Raw genomic sequence first — 21,956 nt, forward strand, 5'->3', positions numbered from 1 at the left:
ATGCCTGTGCCGCTTTTGTCCATTCGCGGATTGTCGAAATCCTACGGGGCCGTTCATGCCAATCGCGGGATCGACCTGACGGTAGAGAAAGGGTCCATCCATGCGATACTTGGGGAAAACGGTGCAGGCAAATCCACCCTGATGAAGCTAATCTATGGCGTCGAGTCGCCCGATGCGGGTCAGGTGTCATGGCAGGGCAAACCGGTTCGCCCCACATCCCCGGCCGAGGCCCGAAAGCTCGGTATCGGCATGGTGTTCCAGCACTTTTCGCTGTTCGAGACTTTGACGGTCGTGGAAAATATTTCGTTGATCGTACCGGGCCGTACAGCCGCACTAGTAACGCGCATCCGTGATCTGGGCCGCGAATACGGGCTGGAGGTCGATCCCCGCGCCCACGTCCATTCGTTGTCTGTGGGCGAACGCCAGCGGGTTGAGATCATCCGCTGCCTGATGACCGACCCTGATCTGCTGATCCTGGATGAACCTACTTCGGTCCTGCCGCAGCAATCGGTCGCACGTCTGTTCGATACGCTGCGCCGGTTGCGCGATCGGGGTGTGTCGATCCTGTTCATCTCGCACAAGCTGGAAGAAATTCGTGCCATTTGCGACCATGCGACGATTCTGCGTGACGGGGCAGTGACAGGCACGGTGGATCCGCGCGACCACGATGCGACAGACCTTGCTACCATGATGATCGGGCGCGACATGCCCGCGCTGCCACCCGCCACGGCGCATAAGCCGGGCAAGGTCGCGCTGGAACTGGCGGGGCTGGACCATACCCCTGACGATCCTTTCGGCCAGCCGCTGTCCAAGGTTGCGCTGCGTTTGCATCAGGGCGAGGTGCTGGGCATCGCCGGTGTGTCCGGCAACGGGCAGGCGGAACTGGCGCGCCTGATCTCTGGCGAAGTGACGCTGCCCGATCACCGTGCGGCCGAGGTGCTGATGCTGGGGCAGGCCGCCGGTGATCTGGGGGCGGCCGCCCGCCGTGCCTTGGGCTTCGCCTTTGTCCCTGAAGAACGACTGGGTCGCGGCGCGGTGCCGGAAATGTCGCTGGCCGACAACACTCTGCTGACCGCGCATCGTGCAGGGCTTGTTCGCCGCGGCATGATCGACCGCGCGCGCGAAGCCCAATTTACCGCCACCTGCATTCGTGATTTTGATGTGCGAACTCCCGGCCCACGGACCGAGGCGGGGGCGCTGTCGGGTGGCAATCTGCAAAAATTCATCGTCGGGCGCGAAATCATGCTGGCCCCGCGCCTGTTGTTCGTGTCCCAGCCGACATGGGGCGTCGATATCGGCGCCGCGACCGCCATTCGTCGTCGCCTTGTCGCAATGCGCGACGCGGGCGCCGCCGTGTTGATCATATCCGAGGAGATCGAGGAATTGTTTGAAATCTGCGACCGCGTTCAGGTCCTGAACGCGGGACGTCTGTCGCCAAGCATGAAAGTTCGCGACATCCGGGTCGAAGATGTCGGCCGCCACATGATCGGCGCGGCGGAAGGCGGCGCGGCATGATGAACCTTGCCGGATATCGCCTTGCGCGGCGCGACAAGGCGTCCCGCAAGCTGGCAGTCGTGGCACCGGTCGTGGCTCTGCTGCTGTCCATCGCGCTGAACTTCGCGCTCTATATGGCGATGGGCAAGAACCCCGTGGCGGTGTTCCAAGCCATGCTAATAGAGCCGGTGATATCATGGCCGGCATTTTCCGAGGTATTACTGAAGATGACGCCGCTGTTGCTGATTGCGCAGGGGCTGGCGGCGGGATTCCGTGCCAAGGTCATTAACATCGGCGCCGAGGGTCAGTTTATTCTGGGCGCGATTTTCGCATCGGCGGTCCCTGTCTGGTTCCCGCAAATATCGGGCTTGTGGGTCTGGCCGCTGATGATCGTTCTGGGGGGCATTGGCGGGATGCTGTGGGCTGTGGTTCCGGCCATCTGGCGCGTCCGGCTGAACGCCTCTGAAATCCTCGTCACACTGATGATGAGCCTGATCGCCGCGCAATTACTGAACTTCCTGCTAGTCGGGCCGTGGAAGGATCCGATGGGCTTTAACTTTCCGCAATCGGTAATTTTCCCGCTGGACGCGACCCTGCCGCTGATTCTTCCCGGCACACGGGTCAACGTTGCGCTGGCCATTGCGTTGATCTGGTCGGTCGCCTGCTGGGTCTATCTGCAGCGCAGCTTTCAAGGGTACCAGCTGATGGTCGGTGGGCTTGCGCCGCAGGCCGCGGGCTATGCCGGGTATTCGCAATCGCGCGCGGTCTGGATGTCGCTGTTGATCGGCGGTCTGGCAGCCGGGCTTGCCGGTGCCTCCGAGGTTGCGGGGCCGGTCGGGCAGCTGCAACGATCCATTGCATCGGGCTATGGCTATTCCGCAATCATCGTTGCCTATCTGGGCGGGCTGCATCCGGTGGGCATTGTATTTTCATCGTTGCTGATCGCGATCCTTTATATCGGTGGCGACAATGCAATGGTGTCGGCGGGGCTGCCCGTCGCTGCTGTGCGTGTGTTTCAAGGCTCGCTTCTGGTCTGCTATCTGGCGGCGATCACTCTGGTCCGCTATCGCGTCATCCGCGAACCGAAAGGGATACGGGCATGATCGGCTTGTCCTTTGTCCTCTCAGGTATGCTTGCCGCTGCAATGCCCTTTCTATTGGCCGCATTGGGTGAACTGGTTGCTGAACGCGCAGGTGTCCTGAACCTCGGGATCGAGGGGATGATGGCGCTTGGTGCCGTGACCGGTTTTGTCATAATTTTTCACGGGTTCGGCCATGCGACGGGTTTTTTGGGGGCAGGGCTGGCAGGTGCGGCTTTATCATTGCTCTTCGCGTGGCTTGCACTGTCGTTGCGGGCCAATCAAGTGGCGGCGGGTCTTGCCATCGGGATTTTTGGGCAGGGGCTTTCGGCCTTATTCGGCAAAAGCTATGAAAGCATGACCGTTGCTGGGCTTCCCAAGCTGCAACTGCCGCTTCTGGCCGATCTGCCTGTCGTCGGCGGGATGTTCACGCAGGATATCGTTGTCTGGTTGGGGATTGCCGCAACGCTGGCCATTTGGGCGGTGTTGCGTATGACCAAACTGGGGCTGATTATCCGCGCCGTAGGTGAAAACCCAACGGCCGCGCGCGCTTTGGGGTATCCGGTGATTGCAGTCCGCTATTGTGCGGTGATGTTCGGCGGATTGATGGCGGGGCTGGCAGGTGCTTACGCCGCAACAGTCTATACGCCGCTTTGGGCAGACGGGATGATCGCGGGTCGCGGCTGGATCGCGCTGGCGCTGGTGGTTTTCGGCACGTGGATGGTGGGGCGGCTCTTTTTCGGCGCAATCTTGTTCGGGGCAGTGTCGCTGGCCCAGCTTGCGGCACAGGCGAATGGCGTGAACCTGAATTCCCAGCTTTTGGCCAGCTTGCCTTATATTGTGACGATCGTGGTGCTGGGACTGATTTCTTCAAACAAGAAGCTTTTGAAAAGGAATGGGGTGGCCTCTTTGGGCGTGCCTTTCGATCCTTGAAAATCCGCCGCCCCGTTGATTCAGGGCGGCGACTGTTCTAGTCGATCAAGCCAACGCGTCGGCGAATGCCTCCATCCCGAAGCGAGATTTCGGCCCCCAGATAATCGTCCGCCTCGGGACCGCACATCCACAGCAAGGCGCGGGCCGGCCATTCGGGCGGAATATGCACTGACCAATCCAACTGACTGACGGGATTGACGCCACTTTCGCGGATGGCGGCTTGCATATTGGTGGCGACGGTGCCCGGCGACAGGCTGATGGCGCGAATACCTTCGGCACGTGCTTCCAGATCAACTGCCTTGGTCAGCATCAGCGCGCCCGCCTTGCTGGTGCAATATGCGCTCCACCCTAATTGGGGGCCGTGCGCTGCCCCTGAGCCGATAGTCAGGATCGTACCGCCACCCGCCTGACGCATGACGGGTAGCACGGCGCGTATGCCGTTGAACACACCCTTGATGTTGACGTCGATGGCTTTGCCCCAATCGTCGGGGTCCGACGCCTCTATCCCAGCGATGGGGCCAATCAGCCCGGCATTGTTGATCAGAACGTCAAGGCGACCGAACCGGTCATGTAGCGTTTTTACAGCATCGACCATAGCTGCGGGGTCCGCCACATCACCGGCAATTGCGACGCCACCGATTTCGGTGGCCAATGTTGTAACGGCCTCCGTGCTGCGGGCCATCACTCCGACATGCGCGCCTACTTGTGCAAACAAGCGCGCCGTCGCGGCCCCGATACCGCGGCTTGCGCCTGTGACCAGAACCACCTTCCCGTTAAGATTGACCATGTGTTTTGTCCTGTCTTGCGTTCATCAAAATCGCGGACACCCTAGCCCCGCGTTCCGTTGGATGTGAAGTCCAAGCGCGATTGTGGGGCAGTTGCCCAAAGCATCGCACTTGCAACCGCTGCAAGTCCCTTTTGCAGCGGCAGCGTGCTTGACAGCTTCGAAAGGCGGGCGGGTAAATAGGATATGTGCAACGGGGGACCTAACCATGTGCAATGCCTGCCTTATCGAGGACGTGAAACGAAGCATGCTATCGCGCCGCCGCCTGTTCACGGGCGCGATGGCCACTGCGGCGATGGGGGCTACGGCGGGTGCGCTATCGGCCCGACCCGCACTGGCGCAAGCTAACGGTCAGGTGATTGATCTGACCCATGCCTATGACAGCGATTTCCCGACATTTGACGGAAAACCGGGCATCACCTTTGAAAGCGACAAGAAGTTCGAGGATGACGGCTATCACCTGTACAAGCTGACGATCTTTGAACACACCGGCACGCATATCGACGCGCCATTGCATTTTTCGCCCGACGGACAATCCGTGGATGCGCTTCCAGTCCAGAACCTGATCGCGCCACTGTGTGTGCTGGATATCACCGGCAAGGCGAAAGAGGACCCTAACGCGGTGGTCGAGACGGAGGACATCGAGGCGTGGATTTCCGCCAACGGGGACATTCCGGATGGCGCTTGTGTCGCGATGAATTCCGGTTGGGCAGCCCGTATGGGGGATCCGTCATGGCGCAACCTGCCCGATGGAACTCTTGCGTTCCCGGGCTTTGGCAAGGCGGCAACGGACCTTCTGGCGCAGACGGGGGCCGCCTCTATCGGTGTTGATACGCTCTCACTGGACCCTGGAAATTCGCCTGATTTTGCGGTGCATTATTCGTGGCTACCCTCGGGGCGCTTCGGAATTGAGGGGCTTGCAAATCTGCATAACCTACCCGCGAAGGGGGCCACCATCTTTATCGGAGCACCCAAGCATCGCGGTGGTACAGGGGGTCCCGCGCGCGTTCTGGCAATGTATTGATCATTGCTCTGCTGGTTTCTTAGCGTTCATGGTCGCGACGACAACTTTGCCGTTAGATTAGGAGCCGGCCCGTAGTAACAGCGTGGGCAAATGGAACCGCGCTAATTACATGCGGGCTCTATTCACATAGAGAGGGTAATTGCCTTGATTTACCTATGTCGCGTGGTCGATCAACGCAAGCTGTACCGTTCGCAACTGTAAGAGATCGCGGGGAATTGCATTGCTGTCGCCGGATCGTTTTGATGCAAGGGAACGATGGTGTCTAGCAACTTATCCCCATAGGTCGTTAATCAAGGAATATCAGGCGGCATCCAAGACATGAAAGCCAATAAAGCTGATCGACTGGCAACGCCATAAGAAAGAATGAACGAATGAAACATGCAGGTAAGTTCGCCGTGCTGGCCGCACTTCTAGGCATCGTTGCGGTTGTCTTGATGCTGTTCGGCGCAAAACTTGGACTTTGGCAGCCGATCGTGGGCTTCGGACTCTATCGCAACTATATGAACCCTTTGGGCGCGGTCGTGACTGTGATCGGCCTGTTAGCGCTTGTTGTGCATCTGGCAAGGGATGAAAAACGCGGGGCTTTCGCTGCAGTGATTGGTGTGATGGTTGGTTTGGCCTGTCTTATCCCGCTTGTGGCGGGCAAACTGAACCCGCCACAGCGTGCTGCACCGATCCATGACATTTCGACCGATACTGTGAACCCGCCGATGTTCGAGGCGCTGGATGACGCCCGTGAAGGGGCCGCTAATACGCTAGAATATGGTGGGCCGGAACTGGCTGCTACACAAATGCGGGCATATCCCGACATCCAACCGCTGGACACAGATATGAACAGCGATAAGGCGTTCCAACGCGCATTGACGATTGCCGCTGATATGGATTGGGAAATAGTCGCAACCGTGCCCGAGCGTCTGCGGTTCGAAGCAACGACACATACGCCCGTGTTTCACTTTGCCGATGATATCGTGATAGAGGTGACGCAGCAGGATAACGGCAGCCGCGTCGACATGCGCAGCGTTTCGCGGATAGGTCGCGGTGATAAGGGCGTCAACGCTGCTCGCATACGTGAGTTTCAGGCGCGTTTCATGGAATAAACCGCCGCAGGGACGACCGTAACATATGTTTTTGGTAACCCCGCCGCCCGCGGAGGATAACAAAACAGTAGCAGTCGGTACTTCATTTGCTCGATCGCTCGTAGACATAGACGTAATTGGATGGCCTGATCGGGATGTTTCATCGCTTGAACTGGCGCAGTTGATGGACTGTTCGAAGTCACTGCTTTGTGCATCCGGCATGGCTTTCAATTCGGCATCGAGATGCTCAATTTCTGTGAAAATGCCTTGTTTATTCCGGGCCGAGATCTGCGCCGTCAGCTTTATTGCGCATTTCGGCGATCTGAGCGCGTCGCGTCGTCAAGGCTTAAGAACACGCAGGTTATCACCCGGCAAAGTCCGGCTAGCCTCGGGCCGGAACATCTCAAAACGGGCGATGAGTTCTACAACGATCTGGCCGGTCGTGGCCCATTTACCCTGCGACATGGCAAAAGCCTTGATCCAAGCCGGACGAAATTGCCTCGACCCCCGCCTCGACGAGCGCAGCCCACAATGCCTATTCCTGTTCGCCGGTTGCCTCAAAACCGATCCGAACGAGTTCTGACATCTGAAGGATCACCAAACTCAGTTCTTCATGCCTTTCTAGTAAATTGGCCAAGCAGAGACCTCTGCAGGCTAGGAAGACGAATTTCGTCCAGTCAGTCGCGTGACACATCATTGCTTGCGGGTATCATGTCACTCTCACTTCCCAATGCTTCGCGGTCCTACGAACGGTCCTTCGTTAATTTTTCAAGGCGGTGAGGACAGGCGGGATCAGCCAGCTAGCACGGGAGTGCGCACGGGATTTCTTTACTATTTTTTATTACTCGAGGGATTGCATCAGTCGTCTCGGCGCTGCCGAGACGAATTTTGCCCATAATGCGTCATTCGTTCGAAGGAAAAGAGTTCACCATCAAAGTCTATGAGCAAACATCTAATCAATTAGCCATTTTTCGTTTTGATCTCGGGTGATCATAGCCACTTTGCAGATTGAATAATATCAAGCTCACCGTTTCTGGAACTATGACCATTTCCGGATTGTTTAAGAGTTAGCACTGTGAGTTGCGCAACTTTTGGATAAACCGGTAAAATTATACTGTGTCCTCGGCTTGCCCACGAACCAGACCTAAGGAAAGGAAGCGCATTGGCTAACTCAATGTATTATGGGCCTGTCAGGCCAATTCATCCCGTTCATGCTATATTACTGGCATTCCTGTTTCCCCTGTTTCTTGGCACGCTTGTCGCCGATATTGCTTATTGGCGAACCGCCGAGATCCAGTGGAGTAACTTTGCACAGTGGATGAACGCTGGTGGATTATTTGTCGGTGGTTTCGCTATTCTAGCAGCGTTGATTAGTTTGACTATCAATCGCCATTCTCCGAATTACCGTCCCATAGCGTATGTTGTCTTTCTACTTGTCGGGTGGATCATCGGCCTGGTCAATGCATTTGCCCATTCACAAGATGCATGGGCGATCATGCCAGCGGTTTTATGGTGGTCAAGCATCGCAACCGCGCTCGTCTCCGTTGCATCATGGCTGGGCTATGCCGGATTTCACGCAAAGGAGTATTTCTAATGCGATCTATCATATATATTTGCGCTTTGGCACTAACGGTTCCTGCGCTGGCGCAAGCACAATCGGTTGGCCAGAACCCTGATCTACCAGAGCCTCAATCCGGCTTTTTGCCGGACATGAAAATTCCACGTCCTGCGCTTTGGGGCAGTGAAAAGCCCTCGGTGCCCGATGGATACCAGATTTCGGCCATTGCGACGGGATTGAAAATCCCGCGCCAGACTTTATTGCTGCCAAATGGTGATATTCTGGTTGCCGAGGGGAAAGGCAGCGGCGCGCCGGCATTGCGCCCCAAGGATCTGATTGCCGGTGTGATAAAAAGCTGGGGTAAAAGCCCGGAACCTGGGGGCGACCGGCTGACGCTGTTGCGTGATGCTGACGGAAATGGCGAATACGAATTGCGAACCGTCTTTGCAGATAATCTGAACTCTCCTTACGGGTTGGCTTTTGTGGACGGGTCGATATATGTCGCCAATCAGGATTCACTTGTACGGTTCGATTATACCGAAGATCAGACCGAGGCTTCGGGACCACCTGAATTGCTGACCCGACTGCCTTCGGCTATAAACCATCATTGGACGAAAGCCATGACTGCCAGCGCAGATGGACAGTTCCTTTATGTCGGGATCGGGTCCAACAGCAATATTACCGAACGCGGTATCGAGGCCGAAGAAGACCGCGCGGTGGTTTGGCAGATCGACGTGGAAACCGGTGCGCATCGACCTTATGCGACAGGCATCCGTAACCCGACCGCCCTGACAATCCAACCCGAGACCAACGCGCTTTGGGCCGTCGCAAACGAGCGAGATGAGATCGGCCCGGACCTTGTGCCTGACTACCTTACGACCGTGCAAGACGGCGGATTCTACGGCTGGCCGTACAGCTACTGGGGGCAGAATGTAGACACGCGCGTCAAACCGCAAGATCCGGAAAAAGTCGCCGCGGCTATTACGCCAGACTATGCACTGGGGGCACATGTCGCTGCACTGGGCGTTGATTTTTCGAATAACGCAGTTGGAGCCGGTTTTTCGGACGGCGCTTTTGTCGGGATGCACGGCAGTTGGAACCGCAGTGAACCGGTCGGATATAAAGTCGTTTTTGTGCCTTTCGAAAACGGAAAACCATCGGGCGAACCGGTTGATTTCGTGACAGGGTTTCTGGTCGACAACGACAATACCCGTGGTCGGCCGGTCGGGGTAACGGTCGAACCGGAAGGGGCAATTATTGTGGCAGATGACGTATCCAATACGATCTGGCGCGTCACACGGATGGACCCCTAATGCTTGCGACAATGTGCATTCGCGATATGTACTTCGGGATCGCGGATGCACGAAATGCGAGCCCGCAAAACTGCTTATCTTTGATACTCAGCGTGAATAGATACCACACGAAGTCGTCGAAAGGTTCGTGGTTTGCATCGGGGAAGCAGAGATCGCTCCTGATCCACCTTTCTGTTATTTTTTCCGTCACTCTTGGAAACTGGGTAGCCTGCGGTTGCGTCTTCTAATATTGTTATGTCATAACATTACAATATTAGGTGTATGGTATAAATACGGAAGACAAGAATGATTCAGATGTTTACAGGTGCCGGTGTCTTGGCCATGTCCCTTGCTGGCGGCGCGCTTGCGCAGTCCGACGTTGAAGGCGGTGATACGCATTACCGGCTTTTCGTGGGCGATCATGTCACAGGTCGGGTGACGGTCATCGATACCTCGGACCCCGACCATCATTGGGTGTTCAAGACGACGGGGCAGGCCAAGCTATACTCGTTGGCCGGTGGTGCATTGGTGGCTGCGGTGCAGTCCGACAGTGACGCCGTCGATTTTTTCACAAGCGGCATTTTGACCACAGACCATGGCGATCATTCTGATATCGAGGTCAAAGAACCAGCTGCCACCACGACTACATTGACCGGCCCACGCCCTTTCCATCTTGTGGAACACGGTGGTCAGTCCGTGATCAACTATGACAAAGGCGGTTATGCCGAAGTGCTGGACAATGGCGCGACGATAGATGGGCAGATTACGCCTTGGCGTTTCAAACAGGCCCGCGCACATCACGGATTTGTCGCCCCGATGGGGGATGCTTGGCTGTCCAGCGTAGCATCGGACCAAGAGGTGACGGGCGACGTCTCGGTTCCTCGGATAGGTCTGCAAGGGTTTGACGCAAAGGGCAATGCCATCACTGATATCGCGACCTGCACCGGTATTCACGGAGAAGCATTTTCGGGCGTTTTTCTGGTCGCCGGTTGCGAAGAGGGTGTGCTGACCGTTACCGATGGCGGCGCAGGGCCTGAATTTGGGATGCTGGAATACCCTGATGACCTGCCAAAGGATGCGACAACCGGAACCATTCTCGGCTCGACTGGTATCCAGATGTTTCTTGGTAACCACGGCGCTGACGGAGTAGTGGTGATCGATCCTGCTGAAGAGCCGCATTTCAAGCGCATCGCCTTACCCTTCCGGCGGATAGATTTTGCGCTGGATCCGGTCAATCCTGGTATGGCCTATGTCCTGACCGAAGACGGAAGCCTGCACCGGATTGATATGCTGACGGCAAAAATCGATGCATCGGTGAAAGTGATTGCGCCATATTCGATGGAGGGCCACTGGAATGATCCACGTCCGCGTATTGCTTTGGCTGGCGATGAAATCTTCATGACGGATCCGGATGCAGGTCTGATACGACGCATTTCAACCAAGGATTTTTCGGAGACCGGAACGATCCCTGTTGATGGCACGCCCTACAATATCACTGTTGCAGGGGGCAGCGGAGTCATCCACTGATCAATTCGGGAATGCGGTCCGGATATCCGCCAGCTCTACCTGATCCAGGGGGCGGTGGATAACCACCACCCGACGGAGCAGGTCCAACCCCATCACAGTAATCTGCGTGGCGGGGCCGGGGCAGGCGGGGTCCTGACAAAAAATTTGCGTCACTGATACCATCGCCTGCGATCCGCTGCCTTCTTGCTGGCGGACCAAGCGTCTGATGCGCTGGAAATGCCAAAGGGTCGCTGCTCTTTCTTTCATCTGAGCCGCAAGATTCATTCCGGTTACCTCCTTTGTTCATCAAACACGCTCCGAAAGGGCCTGCAACCATGTCCGACCGCACAGCTGTGACCTTATTGACCGGCTTTCTTGGCGCTGGCAAAACAACACTGCTTAACAATTTGTTAAGCGATCCCTTGGGTGGGCGTATCGCCGTGATTGTTAATGAGTTCGGAGAAGCCGGTCTTGACCACGACCTGATCGAATCCACGGCGGAAGACGTTATCCTGATGGCATCCGGTTGCATCTGCTGCACAATTCGCAGCGATCTGGCCCGCACCCTCGGTGATTTATACGACAGGCGGTCGCGCGGCGAATTGGCCTTTGATCGTGTCGTCATTGAAACAACAGGGCTGGCCGATCCCGGTCCGGTCCATCACACGCTGATGCTTGAACCCGAGGTGTCACGCAATTTCAGGCTGGACGGCATTGTAACCGTTGTTGACATGGTTCTGGGGACGGTAACGCTGGACCGTCACGCCGAAGCGCAGGCGCAGGTCGCGATGGCAGACCGGATTGTCCTGACCAAAACCGATCTGGCTTCCGACGGGCAGGCTGATATCTTGCAGCGCCGATTGGACCAGATCAATCCGCGTGCCCTGCGTATTCGTGCAAGCATGGGGCGTGTTGCCTCTGGCTGCCTGTTCGATCTGGATCAGGGCCGGTCGGGCGACAGTGCTGCAGCTGTCGAATGGTTGGGAATGGTGGCATCGCCCGATCCGCTGGCGGGCCTGTCAGGTTTCGGCACCGCTTCAAAAGCGACGGCTTTGCCGGGCTTTCCATCGACCGCGCCACATCACGCGCAGGGCGGCAGCATTTGTACAGCCTCGATTTTCATAGATACGCCCATTCCCGCGCCGGTTTTCGATTTCTGGCTAGATATGCTGATCGGAATTCAGGGGAATACCATCCTGCGGTTAAAGGCGATCATCCACATCGAAGACGCCCAATGCCCCTTTGTTCTGCATGGTGTTCAACATATTCTGGAACAACCGGTGCCATTGAAAACATGGCCCGCCGGAGACTTTACCAGCCGTGTGGTTCTTATTGCCCGTGACAGTTCGGTCGAGCAACTGACTGCGCATCTGGAAATGCTGCGCTTGCGCCCCGACCCAAGCCGCATTAATTACGTGGTCGACAGTGGTCCTGAACTGCCGTTCAAGGCTGACATTTGACCGCAATAAAATCGGTCCCTATGGGACCGATGTCGACCTTGATATCCTGCGAACCCGTGCGCCCCAACTCTTTTGCCAACGTATCACGCAAAGCAGTGTCATAGGCGTCGGCCTGAGCCGCGGAATTACCGGACTGCAAGGACACCCGACACCCTGCCCGACCCTGAATTGTCACTTCGGACGGCATGCTGAAATCTACATAAAAGCTTGGGTCATAGACCCTGATCGAGGTTTGTCGGTCACCGGCAACTGGTCGGCTCAGTATATGACGACGGCGGATCACCACCCTATCGCCTTGCAGTTCGGTCGACAGATGAACGGGTTGACCGGTCGTTATTTCGCCACCTGCTGACTCTATTGCCATACGTCCACCGTTCAGAGGGTCGAAATTCGTATCGATCCGCCGTAGTGCCGCCAATTCAGCCGGTCCGAAGCTGTCTGATTTGTGGTCTGCAATTTCGGTAAATATCAACAGCGAATACAGCTCGTCATAGGTCCAGACTTCATCAACAGTCGCCAGTCGACCCTGCGTATCATAGCGAAGCGTTAGTGATACATCGACAAAGACATGAGGATGAGCCACTGCCGCAACGGGAAGCAATGTGCAAACCGCAACGACGATACATCGAAGTACGCGCAATGTTGCACGGATTTTTTCAGTCATACGTTGATGCAACACAACTTTATCCAACAATCGGCTCTCGTTCTTTTTAGCGAGTTTTTCGTTCGTCGATTTGCCATGGTTAGAACCCATTGGATGACAGCCGTTCGGCTCTATCATGCTTGCGGTGCAGGTTAAATGATATCCTGATACATTCGCGCACTTCCTTGTTATGTGCCCAAACACCCTGTGGATGGTATTATAAACGTCTGCACGGTTCCTACTGACACAAGAATGCTCGTTTGCCATAGGGCTGAGGCCTAGGTCATGTTGACAAATGGCGGATCCAGAGCCGGATGGATGTGATGTCTGCGAAGCCAAGAAAGCTCTCGGCGGTCTTATCGTAAAGGGTGGCAACACGCCGGGCGTTTTTCAGCTTGTGGAATCATCTTTCGACAAGGTTGCGCAGAGCATAGAGCGCGTGGTCTATACCGACGCTCATTTTGCGGGATTTGCGCATGGAGATCTGGGTCAGCCCATCCCGCGCCTCTATCTTTTTACGAATGCTGTCAGCATCATAACCTCTGTCCGCGAGCATCACGCTTGGCACGGGAAGATTGTCTGTCATGACCGGATCGAAACCTTTGTAATCGGATGACTGGCTTGGCGTGATCTCGGTTCTCATCGGCAGGCCGCTCGGGATTGTCGTTGAACCACTGGCGGATCAATCCCTCGCCATTGACGCGAAGATGAATTTTGGTCGTAAAGTGGGAGGTGGTCCAGAAAACGATCCTTCGGATCGTTTTCCCACCGGACGGTCTTGAGCGCCCGAAACTCTGGCACGAAGTCCCCCTTTAGCCCCCGATGCCTGATGGTGCGCGCGGATCACGATGCTATCAACCATTTGCAAGGCATCCATGATCTGCTCCCGGAGTCCTGCCGCTGTCCAGCGCCGGAACTGCCGGTAAACGCTGGACCACTTGCCAAATTCCTCCGGTAGATCGCGCCATGGGGAGCCAGTTCTGATAATCCAGAAAACCCCATCAAGAACAAAGTGGTGATTGGTTGGTTTGCATCCGTTCGGAGCCCGGATAGTGCGAATGCAATGTTCAAAAAACATCCACTCCTCGTCCAACACAAGATTTCGTGCCAAGCTGGTTTCCTTTGCAGATAGCCGCTTGAAACACATCAATTCCCCGCCGTGAATCCCTTTTGTCAACAGATCCTAGTAAATGGAATTATTCACTTCTGAACCGCCTCCCCAAGCACTAATTTTGAAAAAGACACGCTGGCGTAATCCCCGTTTGTCTTATCTATGTTCCAATCTCCAGTACCAGGGCAGGCGGGATACCACATTCCCTCAGAGTCCTGGGTACTGCACTGGTCGTAAGCACCTGCTTTAAAATACATAAGATCCTCGGCGTATCCGTTCGGATTGTCTTTAGGATCGGGATTTCCGTCGGGACCAATATTGTCCGCCAAATTGATCTGGAAATACATTGTTTCCTTGCCTGCAGCCTCGAACGTCAGCGACATGATATCACCGTGAACATTGACTTCGTAGCTGAACTCTTCACCTAGAGAAATTCCACTGTCGCCTGGCTCTGCCGGATTGTCCCAGCTGTTGCCCCACACAAGGTATGAGACATCTTCGCGATCGGGATTATCTTTCGATAAATTGCGTTCGTAATTCCAGAATACCGAACCTTTTTCATGGCCTGGCCATTTCTTGTAGTAGATCTTCAGCGGCTCGTTACCATAACCAAACCCTCTGCCTTCCGCGATCTGGTCATCGTTCTTATCAGCGTGGATTTGACCGACAACCATGGAATAGGCGGGAAACTTATCCGGATAACCTGCGCGTTTTGCAACGTGATTGACTTTTAGTGTCGCGTTAAGTCTTCCGCCAAAAATCTCACCCGCGGGATTGGCCTGTAGGGCAAAATTATTTCCCGGGGAATGTGTGCCAAGCTCTGTATTTGTACCGCGGGGCATCTGTCTTAATTCGCTTCGCGAATTGGAAGAGTTCGGTGTCGTTATTGCCTTGTTCGGGGTGGTGAACACCATCTCACCATTATCGTTTAGATAGAAGAAATCAGGGTGGGAGTAGGTTTGTAGATCGGCAACAGAAATCGTATCGACTTTCTCATCCCCATCCATGTCCAGTGGTACTGTAATGTTCCACTGACTTAGATCGAATTTATCAGCAGGAATGCCGACAGGTTGGGCGTACACGTGTGAAACAAAACTAGCTGCGGTTCCGACAACTGCCGAGAGTGCCGTGAATTTTATAGTAGAAGCTATAAGCATAACAATATTCCTTTGGAAATTTAGGTGGAATTATTTATTTATAAATATAAAAAAATTACATCTTAATTAATTATGATTGCATATGAAGAATTTAGCAGTGTTAAAATCCTTTTTCATTTATTTACAAAAACCTGTTAAAGGCTCTCATGTCTGGGCGCGGTAACGAATTTGATATTTGGCCTATTTTTTTCGTAAGTCCAGAGGCTTCTTATAGAGAGGTGGTTCGGTTTGTCTAAACAGGTTCCGGGCGTTTCTTAAGTGGTTTTCCGCCTTGGTTCCGCCGCCACCACGTCTGGCAGTTGCTGATTGAAGTAGGCCTGATCGGGCGTTTTGCCGTCAAGCGATGAGTGAGGTCGTCTGCTGTTGTAAAAGCCAAGATAGCGCCCGATGGAGGCGCGGGCTTGCGGGACGCTGTCGTAGGCATGCAGGTAAACCTCTTCGTATTTGATGGTCCGCCACAGGCGCTCGACGAAGACGGTGTCGCGCCACGCCCCTTTGCCATCCATGCTGATCCTGATCTCCCGGCTCGCCAGAGCTTTGATAAGTTCGGTTGAGGTAAATTGGCTGCCCTGACGTCGCATGGCCGCTCGAACTGATGGCGCGACCATGCTCCATGTTGAATATCTCGGGCTTGCCGTATCGGGCCAGCGCTTCCTCTACGGCCTCAATGCAGAAGTCTGCCTCCAGCGTGATCGACACCCGCCAGGACAGCACGCGGCGGGTGAGCCAGTCCAGAACGGCGGCGAGATAGAGTGAGGCATGCGCCGCCATCGGTTCGAGGCCATGCCGAACGCCCCGCGCCTTGGGTATTTATGTGATGTCCATCGCCCGGACCTGGTTGGGCCGGGTCACAGGCAGGTTCCTAAGCAGGTAGGGGTAGATCGTGTTCCCCGGTGCCGGTTTCGAGATGTTTGGCTTGCGATACAGTGCCTCGATCCCTGTGCGCTTTATCAGCGTGGCGACACGCAACCGGCCCACTTTGAACCCCTCCTGCACCAGCAGACCTTGCAGCATCCGGCTGCCCGCGAAGGGGAATTCCATATGCAACCTGTCGATCCGGTGCATCAGCTTCAGATCAGGATCTGACACCGGGCGCGGCTGGTAAGAGACGCTGCCCCCGGCTGATCCCCGGCACGATGGCCTGCCGGCTGACGCTGAGCTTTGCTGAAGGATCGATCATCTTTTTGCGCTCGGCAACAGGCCCCTGCACGGTTCTCTCGAACCAATGGCGTTCACCGCGCAGTGCGTCGCGCGCCGGACAAAAAATCTTTCTCCAGCGCTAACTCTCCGATTTTGGCATGCAGTGTCTTCACGTCGATCACCGGCGCAAGTTCAGCCTTCGTAGCATCGCCGAATACCCCGGTCGCGCCTTCCAGCAACTGGTCACGCCTCTGTTTGATCTGGTTTGGATGGACGTCAAAGTCCTGCGCCAGCTCGATCAGAGTTCGCTCACCCTTGATTGCCGCTACAGCGACTTTTGCCTTGAGCCGGGCTGTGATTCCGGCGCGGTCGTCTTGTCATGGTCATCTCCACGCTTGCAGCATCATGCTGCTGTTACGCGGAAAATCCACTTATCCCTGCTGTTCAGTTTTCCCGAGCCACCTCTTAGTAACCCTAGCCTTTCATCCATCCGCGACCTGAAACCGGTTTGTGTTTGCACCAATCGGCTTGGTATTGACAATCGCCCGCGGCCCGGACCTCTCATCTCGCGCAGCGGGGCGGGTGATTATGGCAGTCAGGGTCGGGGGGGTAGTCCAAGGCCGAGTGCGGGCGTTCGGTATTGTCGTCAGCGTCACAGACATCAATCATGGTCCGCACGTGAGCCAAGTTGCGGTACAGAGGTGGTCGCAAGAATACGGACAAGTTGCTATGCTTAACTTCTGACGAAGTACTGACTTGGGCTGATGAAACGAAAGCTCTATTCTGCTGAGCTAAAGGCGAAGGTGGCACTTACCCGCTTCAGTTTGTATGACCACCCGCGCGGTGAGAGTGCCGGAAACCTGGTATTCTTGGAAATTCTGGAAACGCGTTGGTACTTCTCGCGGCAGATAGCCCGTCACATGCAACGAGAGGCGGCACGCGCGGCCGTCACCTTGCGCGTCGTTTAATGAGGCTGATGCGGCTTGTGCCGATTTACCAGGAGCCGAAGACCGGCAAGAAGCACCCAGCCCACAAGATATATTAATATCTTATCAGAGACGCGACAATCACAAGAGCCAATCGGGATTGGTGCACGGACATCATATGTATTCCGGTGCGGCACGGGTTCCTGTACCTCGTGACAGTCATGGCCCGTATAGCGGGAAGGTGCTTGGCTGGCGGTTGTTGAAATTTATGGATGCCGGATTCTGCATAGAGGCTCTGAAAGAGGCGCTGGCGAGATACGGGGGTGCCCGGGATCTTCAATTCGGATCTGGGCTCGTACTTAACCACTACCGATTTCACCCCGGTGTTACCGACATAAAGGTCAGGATTTCGACGGACGGCCGCGGGCGATGGATCGACAGCCGGATGATCGAACGCTTCTGGCGGGTGTTGAGCCGAAGGACCGCGCAGCGAAATACGGGTGCGTCTACTTGAACGCCTTCGAGACAGGCTCCGAGGCCCGCAAAGGGATCGGCGCATGGATCACCTATTGCAACGCTGAACGCCCGCACTCATCGCATGGGCTGCTGACGCCCGGCGAGGCCGATAATACCCCAATCAACATTTGAAGGCCGCCGCATGACATGAAACACATGCTATAGCTTAGCTAGGCGGAAAACTGGTCAAAAGTTCAGGATCACCTCTGTATGCAGGGGTCGCCGCAGCTGAAGTAGTGTTGTATCACTTTCTGAAAGATAAGTTTCAAACGTTAATCGCAGGATCAATGAGCATGGCTAAATCTCTTCCGCGAGGGCGGGTTGGCGTTGCACTCATTGGGGCGGGTATGATCGCGCAGACGCATGTCGCTGCCTTATCTGCTGCCAAAGATGATGTGCAATTGAAGGCGATCGTGTCGCGTACGCCTGAACGTGCAGCTTATCTTGGAACTTTCTGGAACGACGAGCCGCCCAAGTTCACAGCAAACCTGACAGCGGTTGCCGCGGATCCCGCAATTCAAGTTGCGATTGTCGCAACACCACCAAGCGTTCGCAATGAGGTGATCGAAGAGCTGGCAAGTGCTGGCACACATATTCTTCTTGAAAAGCCTGTGGCACGAACGCTGGAAGAAGCTGTTGAGGTCGTTAAAATCTGCGAACGCGCGGGCGTCACGCTCGGGATGGTTTTCCAACACCGGATGCGCGCATCGTCAATTGCAGCGACACGTTATGTCACCGGTGGCACGCTCGGAAAACTCGGTCATGTAGAAATCGCAATACCGCTTTGGCGCGATCAATCCTATTATGACGAGTTGGGCCGCGGCACATATGCACGTGATGGTGGTGGGGTGCTGATGACCAATGCCATCCATTCTATCGATTTTGCGCTCAGTTTGACTGGTCCTGTAGCAAGTGTTCAGGCAATGATCGCAACCACGCCATTACACCGAATGGAAGCGGAAGACCTTGCTGTTGCTGGATTGAGGTTTGCGTGCGGGGCTGCGGGCTCATTTGTTGCCAGCACTGCGGCCTTTCCACATAGAACCGAAGTCATCCGGCTTCACTTTGAAAATGCAAGCTTGCGGATCGATAAAGATGATCTACAGGTGAACTGGCGCGATGGACTTTCCAGTGTCGAAGCAAAAGCTATGATAGCTGATGGTGACGGTGCATTGTGCCGTGGTAAGTATGAATGGCATCAAGCCGTCATCTTGGAGTTTGTTGATGCAATACGTGACGGTCGAAAACCGTTGGTGACCGGTAGAGATGCATTGATTTCCCATCAACTCATCAAGGCGATCGAGACATCTTCCAGACTTGGCAGTCCCTTTACAATAGTGCCAGATCGGCTTGATTAAACGAACGACAGTATAAAAATAGCCGCCAGCAATGCTGGCGGCCTGAACTTGTTACCCTATCAAGACACGTAAGGTATCTGAATCGGATGCAGGGCATCACGACGGTGTGTACAGATTTCGAGTCGTGAGCGGTATCCTTCCACACCCTGTGGCTGGCTCAACCACCGTCATTAAAATCTGCGCAAAATATAACTCATCGAAACAACACTTTACCCAGATACGGTCGTTTTTTCAAAATTTTGGGTATGCCACATTGCTTTAACGCTGATAAGTTCAGCGCGCTGGCCAGCTCGAATACCGGCTGGGGGCCTCATTTCAGCAGTTCTGTATGGTAATCGTGAACTCTTCAACACAGAGGCAGCCGCAGGAATGCGGACCAGTGGTTAACTTTAAGCATTGATGAAGGACCGATCTGAGATGACAATACGAACGCACCGTTCTGCGTAATTCAAGACAAAGGTGGTACTAGAAGCCATCCGCGAGCAACTTGCGACGGCCAAGCTGTCCAAGATGCACGGCATTCACCCGACGATGATTAGCGTCTGAAAGTGTACTGCGATTACGAACATGGCGTCTGTGTTCGAAGTTAGTGCCTCGTTCGATGGGGCGACGATCTCCGATAAGGAAGTCGAGAAGCTGCACGCCAGGATCGGCCAGCTGGTTATGGAACGGGATTTTTTGTCCGCAGCCTTCAACCTTATCCTCGGGACTGCAGGCAAAAAGCGGCGAATCCTGATCCAAGCATCCGGGGTAATGCCGTCTGCTGTCACTGAGGCGCTCCAGTCTGTATTCCCCAAGCGGAGAAAGTGCCGAGAACCTGATTTTATTTAAATCATTGACCGACAGTTCTCGAAAATTCCTTGGTACGCTTCGCGGCAGGTGGCTCGTCATATGCAAAGATAAGGGCATGACTGCGGCCGTCACCGTGTACGACGACTGAATAGGTCTATGCATTTGGTGCCGACCTACCAAGAGCCGAAGGCCAATAAGAAACACCCTGCCCACCGGATATAACCATATCTTCTCATGAATTTGGCCATCATCCGCTCCATCCAAGTTGGTGCACGGACATTAGCTACATCCCAATGCGTCGTTCGTTCTTCTACTTTGTGCATGGACTGGTAAGCACGCAAGGTGCTCAGCTGGCGGCTGTCGAACTCCATGGACGCGGGTTTTTGCGTCGAGGCCCTGAGGGTGGCATTAGTAAAATACGGGTCACTTGAGATCTGTAACTCTGATCAAGGGTCGCAATTCACCAACAACTAGTTCTCCGGGGTGCTGCTGGACGCCAGGGTGAATATCTCCATGGATGGACACGGTTGCTGGAACGATAACCCGATGATCGAAAGGGTGTGGCGTTTCCTCAAATGCGAATGCGTCTACCTGAACGCTTTCGAGATAGGGTCCGCGGCCTACAGGGGGATCGGCGCCTGGATCAACTTCTACAATGGAAAATTCCCATACCCATTACCCGGTCTGCGGACGCCGGCTGAGGCGTATGATAAGAACCGTCTATTGCAAGGGGGCAGGGCCGTGGACGCCATTTAACAGGAATACTGGACAGGCACTGTCCGACAAAAAGCGCTGTCAGCTTAAAACCTGTAACTCTGATACAGAAAGACCGCCGTACCCCGATCAGGATATAGCGGTCTTGCGCATAAAGATCAGAAAATCGCCCGAAAGACGCGATCAGCGATCCTGATTGTTGATGGCGACCGACGTGTTGGTCGGGAACGAGGTAATTGTGACCATAGTGTCAGCAGCAATGCCAGCGCGGGTCAATTCGACAGAGGTCATCACAGAGTCAGCGCGAACCTGCATAGTATCGACAGCCGCTGCGGTGGAAGTTGCGTCGGGACGCTCGTTGCGCATATTGGTGGCTGCGCCAGCAACGCCGGTTGCCATGGTCAGGGCGGTCAGTGCGATCATAATGGTTTTCATTGTGTCAGTCTCCGGTGCGTTTTGTTTCGGTGGAACGTTTGTGGTGTTCCGATGACTGTCAGATAAGAGCGAACACCGGGATTGATTAGGCACTCATTATCACTCTGTCTATTCGATAAAAAGATATAATCGCGCGCGATAGTTCTACGAGCAGCGTCAATGGCATCAGGGCGCTCTTCTCAGAGAGCCCCCCCTATCTATACTAGTTTCAAGTCCCGTCGAAGATCGTATTTGTGGGTCTGTCGATTAGGGCCCGTGGACAATCATACTTCCCATAGATTTTGATTTCTGATTCAAATCTCCCAAACGGAGGTTGGGATGAACGAGCAGCGCTTTGTGGTGACGGGTCGTGTGTGGCGGCGGCTTGAGCCGCATTTGCCGGGAAAAGCCAGCGACGCGGGGGCTACTGCAAATGATAACCGTCTGTTTCTGGAAACGGTGTTCTGGCGCGTTCGCACCGGGTCTCCATGGCGCGATCTGCCGCCCGCCTTCGGCAACTGGAACAGCCAGTTCCGCCGCTTCCGCAGATGGGCGAAAGCAGGGGTTTTCGAGAGCCTTTTCATAGCCATGAGTGGTGACCCCGACCTTGACTATGCCCTCATCGACGGCACCATCGTTCAGGTTCACCAGAAGGCAGCCGGCGCAAAAGGGGGACTCAGGCTCAGGCCATCGGACGCTCGCGTGGCGGTCTGACGACTAAAATCGTCGCGCTTGTGGATGCGCTCGGCAATCTGATCCGTTTCCTATTATTGCCCGGGCAGGCACATGACACAAAAGGCGTCGCGCCACTGATCCGTACGTTCCCTTCGGGGCTCTTCTGGCAGATAAAGCGTTTGACGCGAACTGGCTTCTGGAAGAACTGGATGCACGTGGGGCATGCGCCGTGATCCCACCGAAATCAAACCGAAAGCAACAGCGTAACTACGACGCAGACGCTTACAAGTGGCGCCATATGGTTG

18 protein-coding genes and 5 pseudogenes are annotated in these 21,956 nt (G+C 55.1%); 15 read left to right on the forward strand and 8 right to left on the reverse strand.

Annotated elements, in window-relative coordinates:
* Genes DWB67_RS13845 through DWB67_RS13855 form a run of 3 tightly spaced genes read left to right on the forward strand, consistent with a single transcriptional unit; the run spans nucleotide 1 to nucleotide 3,505 of the window.
* Nucleotides 1-1,515, forward strand: a complete 1,515-nt coding sequence (locus tag DWB67_RS13845) for an ABC transporter ATP-binding protein (protein ID WP_119808142.1) — start codon at nucleotides 1-3, stop codon at nucleotides 1,513-1,515.
* Nucleotides 1,512-2,597: an ABC transporter permease gene (locus tag DWB67_RS13850; protein WP_255418683.1), complete on the forward strand. Its 1,086-nt coding sequence runs from the start codon at nucleotides 1,512-1,514 to the stop codon at nucleotides 2,595-2,597. Before DWB67_RS13845 ends, DWB67_RS13850 begins: the two co-directional genes overlap by 4 nt.
* On the forward strand, nucleotides 2,594-3,505 hold the full coding sequence (locus DWB67_RS13855) for an ABC transporter permease (RefSeq protein WP_119808143.1): 912 nt from the start codon (nucleotides 2,594-2,596) through the stop codon (nucleotides 3,503-3,505). Before DWB67_RS13850 ends, DWB67_RS13855 begins: the two co-directional genes overlap by 4 nt.
* 37 nt (nucleotides 3,506-3,542) lie before the next feature.
* Here DWB67_RS13855 and DWB67_RS13860 read toward each other — a convergent pair whose 3' ends face one another.
* A complete protein-coding gene (locus DWB67_RS13860) occupies nucleotides 3,543-4,292 on the reverse strand; it encodes an SDR family oxidoreductase (RefSeq protein WP_119808144.1) in 750 nt (249 codons plus the stop codon).
* Between the two features lie 205 nt (nucleotides 4,293-4,497).
* Between DWB67_RS13860 and DWB67_RS13865 the strand changes: the two genes are divergently transcribed.
* From DWB67_RS13865 to DWB67_RS13885, 6 genes are all read left to right on the forward strand, one after another.
* Entirely contained in the window at nucleotides 4,498-5,313 is an 816-nt protein-coding gene (locus tag DWB67_RS13865) for a cyclase family protein (protein ID WP_119808145.1), read from the forward strand.
* Nucleotides 5,314-5,684: 371 nt separating this feature from the next.
* Entirely contained in the window at nucleotides 5,685-6,410 is a 726-nt protein-coding gene (locus DWB67_RS13870; protein WP_119808146.1) for a DUF1499 domain-containing protein, read from the forward strand.
* A 25-nt stretch (nucleotides 6,411-6,435) separates the two neighbouring features.
* Complete coding sequence (locus tag DWB67_RS17870; RefSeq protein WP_147385936.1) at nucleotides 6,436-6,972, forward strand: hypothetical protein; 537 nt, start codon at nucleotides 6,436-6,438, stop codon at nucleotides 6,970-6,972.
* Nucleotides 6,973-7,551: 579 nt separating this feature from the next.
* Entirely contained in the window at nucleotides 7,552-7,983 is a 432-nt protein-coding gene (locus DWB67_RS13875; RefSeq protein WP_220475139.1) for a DUF2231 domain-containing protein, read from the forward strand.
* Nucleotides 7,983-9,260 carry a sorbosone dehydrogenase family protein gene (locus DWB67_RS13880; RefSeq protein WP_119808148.1) on the forward strand — a complete coding sequence of 426 codons (1,278 nt, stop codon included), beginning with the start codon at nucleotides 7,983-7,985 and terminating at the stop codon, nucleotides 9,258-9,260. The genes DWB67_RS13875 and DWB67_RS13880 overlap by 1 nt, the downstream gene beginning before the upstream one ends.
* A gap of 285 nt (nucleotides 9,261-9,545) precedes the next feature.
* Complete coding sequence (locus tag DWB67_RS13885) at nucleotides 9,546-10,766, forward strand: metallochaperone AztD (RefSeq protein WP_119808149.1); 1,221 nt, start codon at nucleotides 9,546-9,548, stop codon at nucleotides 10,764-10,766.
* On the opposite strand, the gene DWB67_RS13890 is transcribed toward DWB67_RS13885, so the two are convergent.
* Nucleotides 10,767-11,030 (reverse strand): hypothetical protein, encoded by a 264-nt coding sequence (locus DWB67_RS13890; RefSeq protein ID WP_119808150.1) that lies wholly within the window; start codon nucleotides 11,028-11,030, stop codon nucleotides 10,767-10,769.
* A gap of 50 nt (nucleotides 11,031-11,080) precedes the next feature.
* Between DWB67_RS13890 and DWB67_RS13895 the strand changes: the two genes are divergently transcribed.
* Nucleotides 11,081-12,205 carry a GTP-binding protein gene (locus tag DWB67_RS13895; RefSeq protein WP_119808151.1) on the forward strand — a complete coding sequence of 375 codons (1,125 nt, stop codon included), beginning with the start codon at nucleotides 11,081-11,083 and terminating at the stop codon, nucleotides 12,203-12,205.
* Here DWB67_RS13895 and DWB67_RS13900 read toward each other — a convergent pair.
* The 5 genes and pseudogenes from DWB67_RS13900 to DWB67_RS18385 form a co-directional block, all read right to left on the reverse strand.
* Nucleotides 12,189-12,986 (reverse strand): DUF1007 family protein, encoded by a 798-nt coding sequence (locus tag DWB67_RS13900; RefSeq protein ID WP_182911590.1) that lies wholly within the window; start codon nucleotides 12,984-12,986, stop codon nucleotides 12,189-12,191. The genes DWB67_RS13895 and DWB67_RS13900 overlap by 17 nt on opposite strands.
* Nucleotides 12,987-13,131: 145 nt before the next feature.
* Nucleotides 13,132-13,995 (reverse strand): annotated as a pseudogene (locus tag DWB67_RS13905) (IS5 family transposase).
* A gap of 53 nt (nucleotides 13,996-14,048) precedes the next feature.
* The gene (locus tag DWB67_RS13910) at nucleotides 14,049-15,116 is read right to left on the reverse strand and encodes a polysaccharide lyase family 7 protein (protein WP_119808153.1); all 1,068 of its coding nucleotides are present in this window, start codon (nucleotides 15,114-15,116) and stop codon (nucleotides 14,049-14,051) included.
* 254 nt (nucleotides 15,117-15,370) lie between these two features.
* A pseudogene (locus DWB67_RS13915) lies at nucleotides 15,371-16,637 on the reverse strand (IS3 family transposase).
* A gap of 101 nt (nucleotides 16,638-16,738) precedes the next feature.
* A pseudogene (locus tag DWB67_RS18385) lies at nucleotides 16,739-16,967 on the reverse strand (IS3 family transposase); the annotation flags it as partial.
* Nucleotides 16,968-17,020: 53 nt separating this feature from the next.
* Between DWB67_RS18385 and DWB67_RS18635 the strand changes: the two are divergent.
* The 4 genes and pseudogenes from DWB67_RS18635 to DWB67_RS13935 all read left to right on the forward strand — a co-directional run bounded on the left by DWB67_RS18635 (nucleotide 17,021) and on the right by DWB67_RS13935 (nucleotide 20,604).
* Complete coding sequence (locus DWB67_RS18635) at nucleotides 17,021-17,224, forward strand: hypothetical protein (protein WP_119808154.1); 204 nt, start codon at nucleotides 17,021-17,023, stop codon at nucleotides 17,222-17,224.
* Between the two features lie 387 nt (nucleotides 17,225-17,611).
* Nucleotides 17,612-17,830, forward strand: coding sequence for an integrase core domain-containing protein (locus tag DWB67_RS18640; RefSeq protein WP_119808155.1), 219 nt, complete (start codon nucleotides 17,612-17,614; stop codon nucleotides 17,828-17,830).
* Nucleotides 17,831-17,991: 161 nt separating this feature from the next.
* The gene (locus DWB67_RS13930) at nucleotides 17,992-19,056 is read left to right on the forward strand and encodes a Gfo/Idh/MocA family protein (protein WP_119808156.1); all 1,065 of its coding nucleotides are present in this window, start codon (nucleotides 17,992-17,994) and stop codon (nucleotides 19,054-19,056) included.
* Between the two features lie 459 nt (nucleotides 19,057-19,515).
* Nucleotides 19,516-20,604, forward strand: a pseudogene (locus tag DWB67_RS13935) (IS3 family transposase).
* Nucleotides 20,605-20,745: 141 nt separating this feature from the next.
* On the opposite strand, the gene DWB67_RS13940 reads toward DWB67_RS13935, so the two are convergent.
* Complete coding sequence (locus tag DWB67_RS13940; protein WP_182911591.1) at nucleotides 20,746-20,985, reverse strand: hypothetical protein; 240 nt, start codon at nucleotides 20,983-20,985, stop codon at nucleotides 20,746-20,748.
* Between the two features lie 330 nt (nucleotides 20,986-21,315).
* Here DWB67_RS13940 and DWB67_RS18395 point away from each other — a divergent pair.
* Nucleotides 21,316-21,956 (forward strand): annotated as a pseudogene (locus tag DWB67_RS18395) (IS5 family transposase); the annotation flags it as partial.

The organism is Paracoccus sp. JM45, assembly GCF_003590715.1.
In the GTDB taxonomy this organism is placed as follows: domain Bacteria; phylum Pseudomonadota; class Alphaproteobacteria; order Rhodobacterales; family Rhodobacteraceae; genus Paracoccus.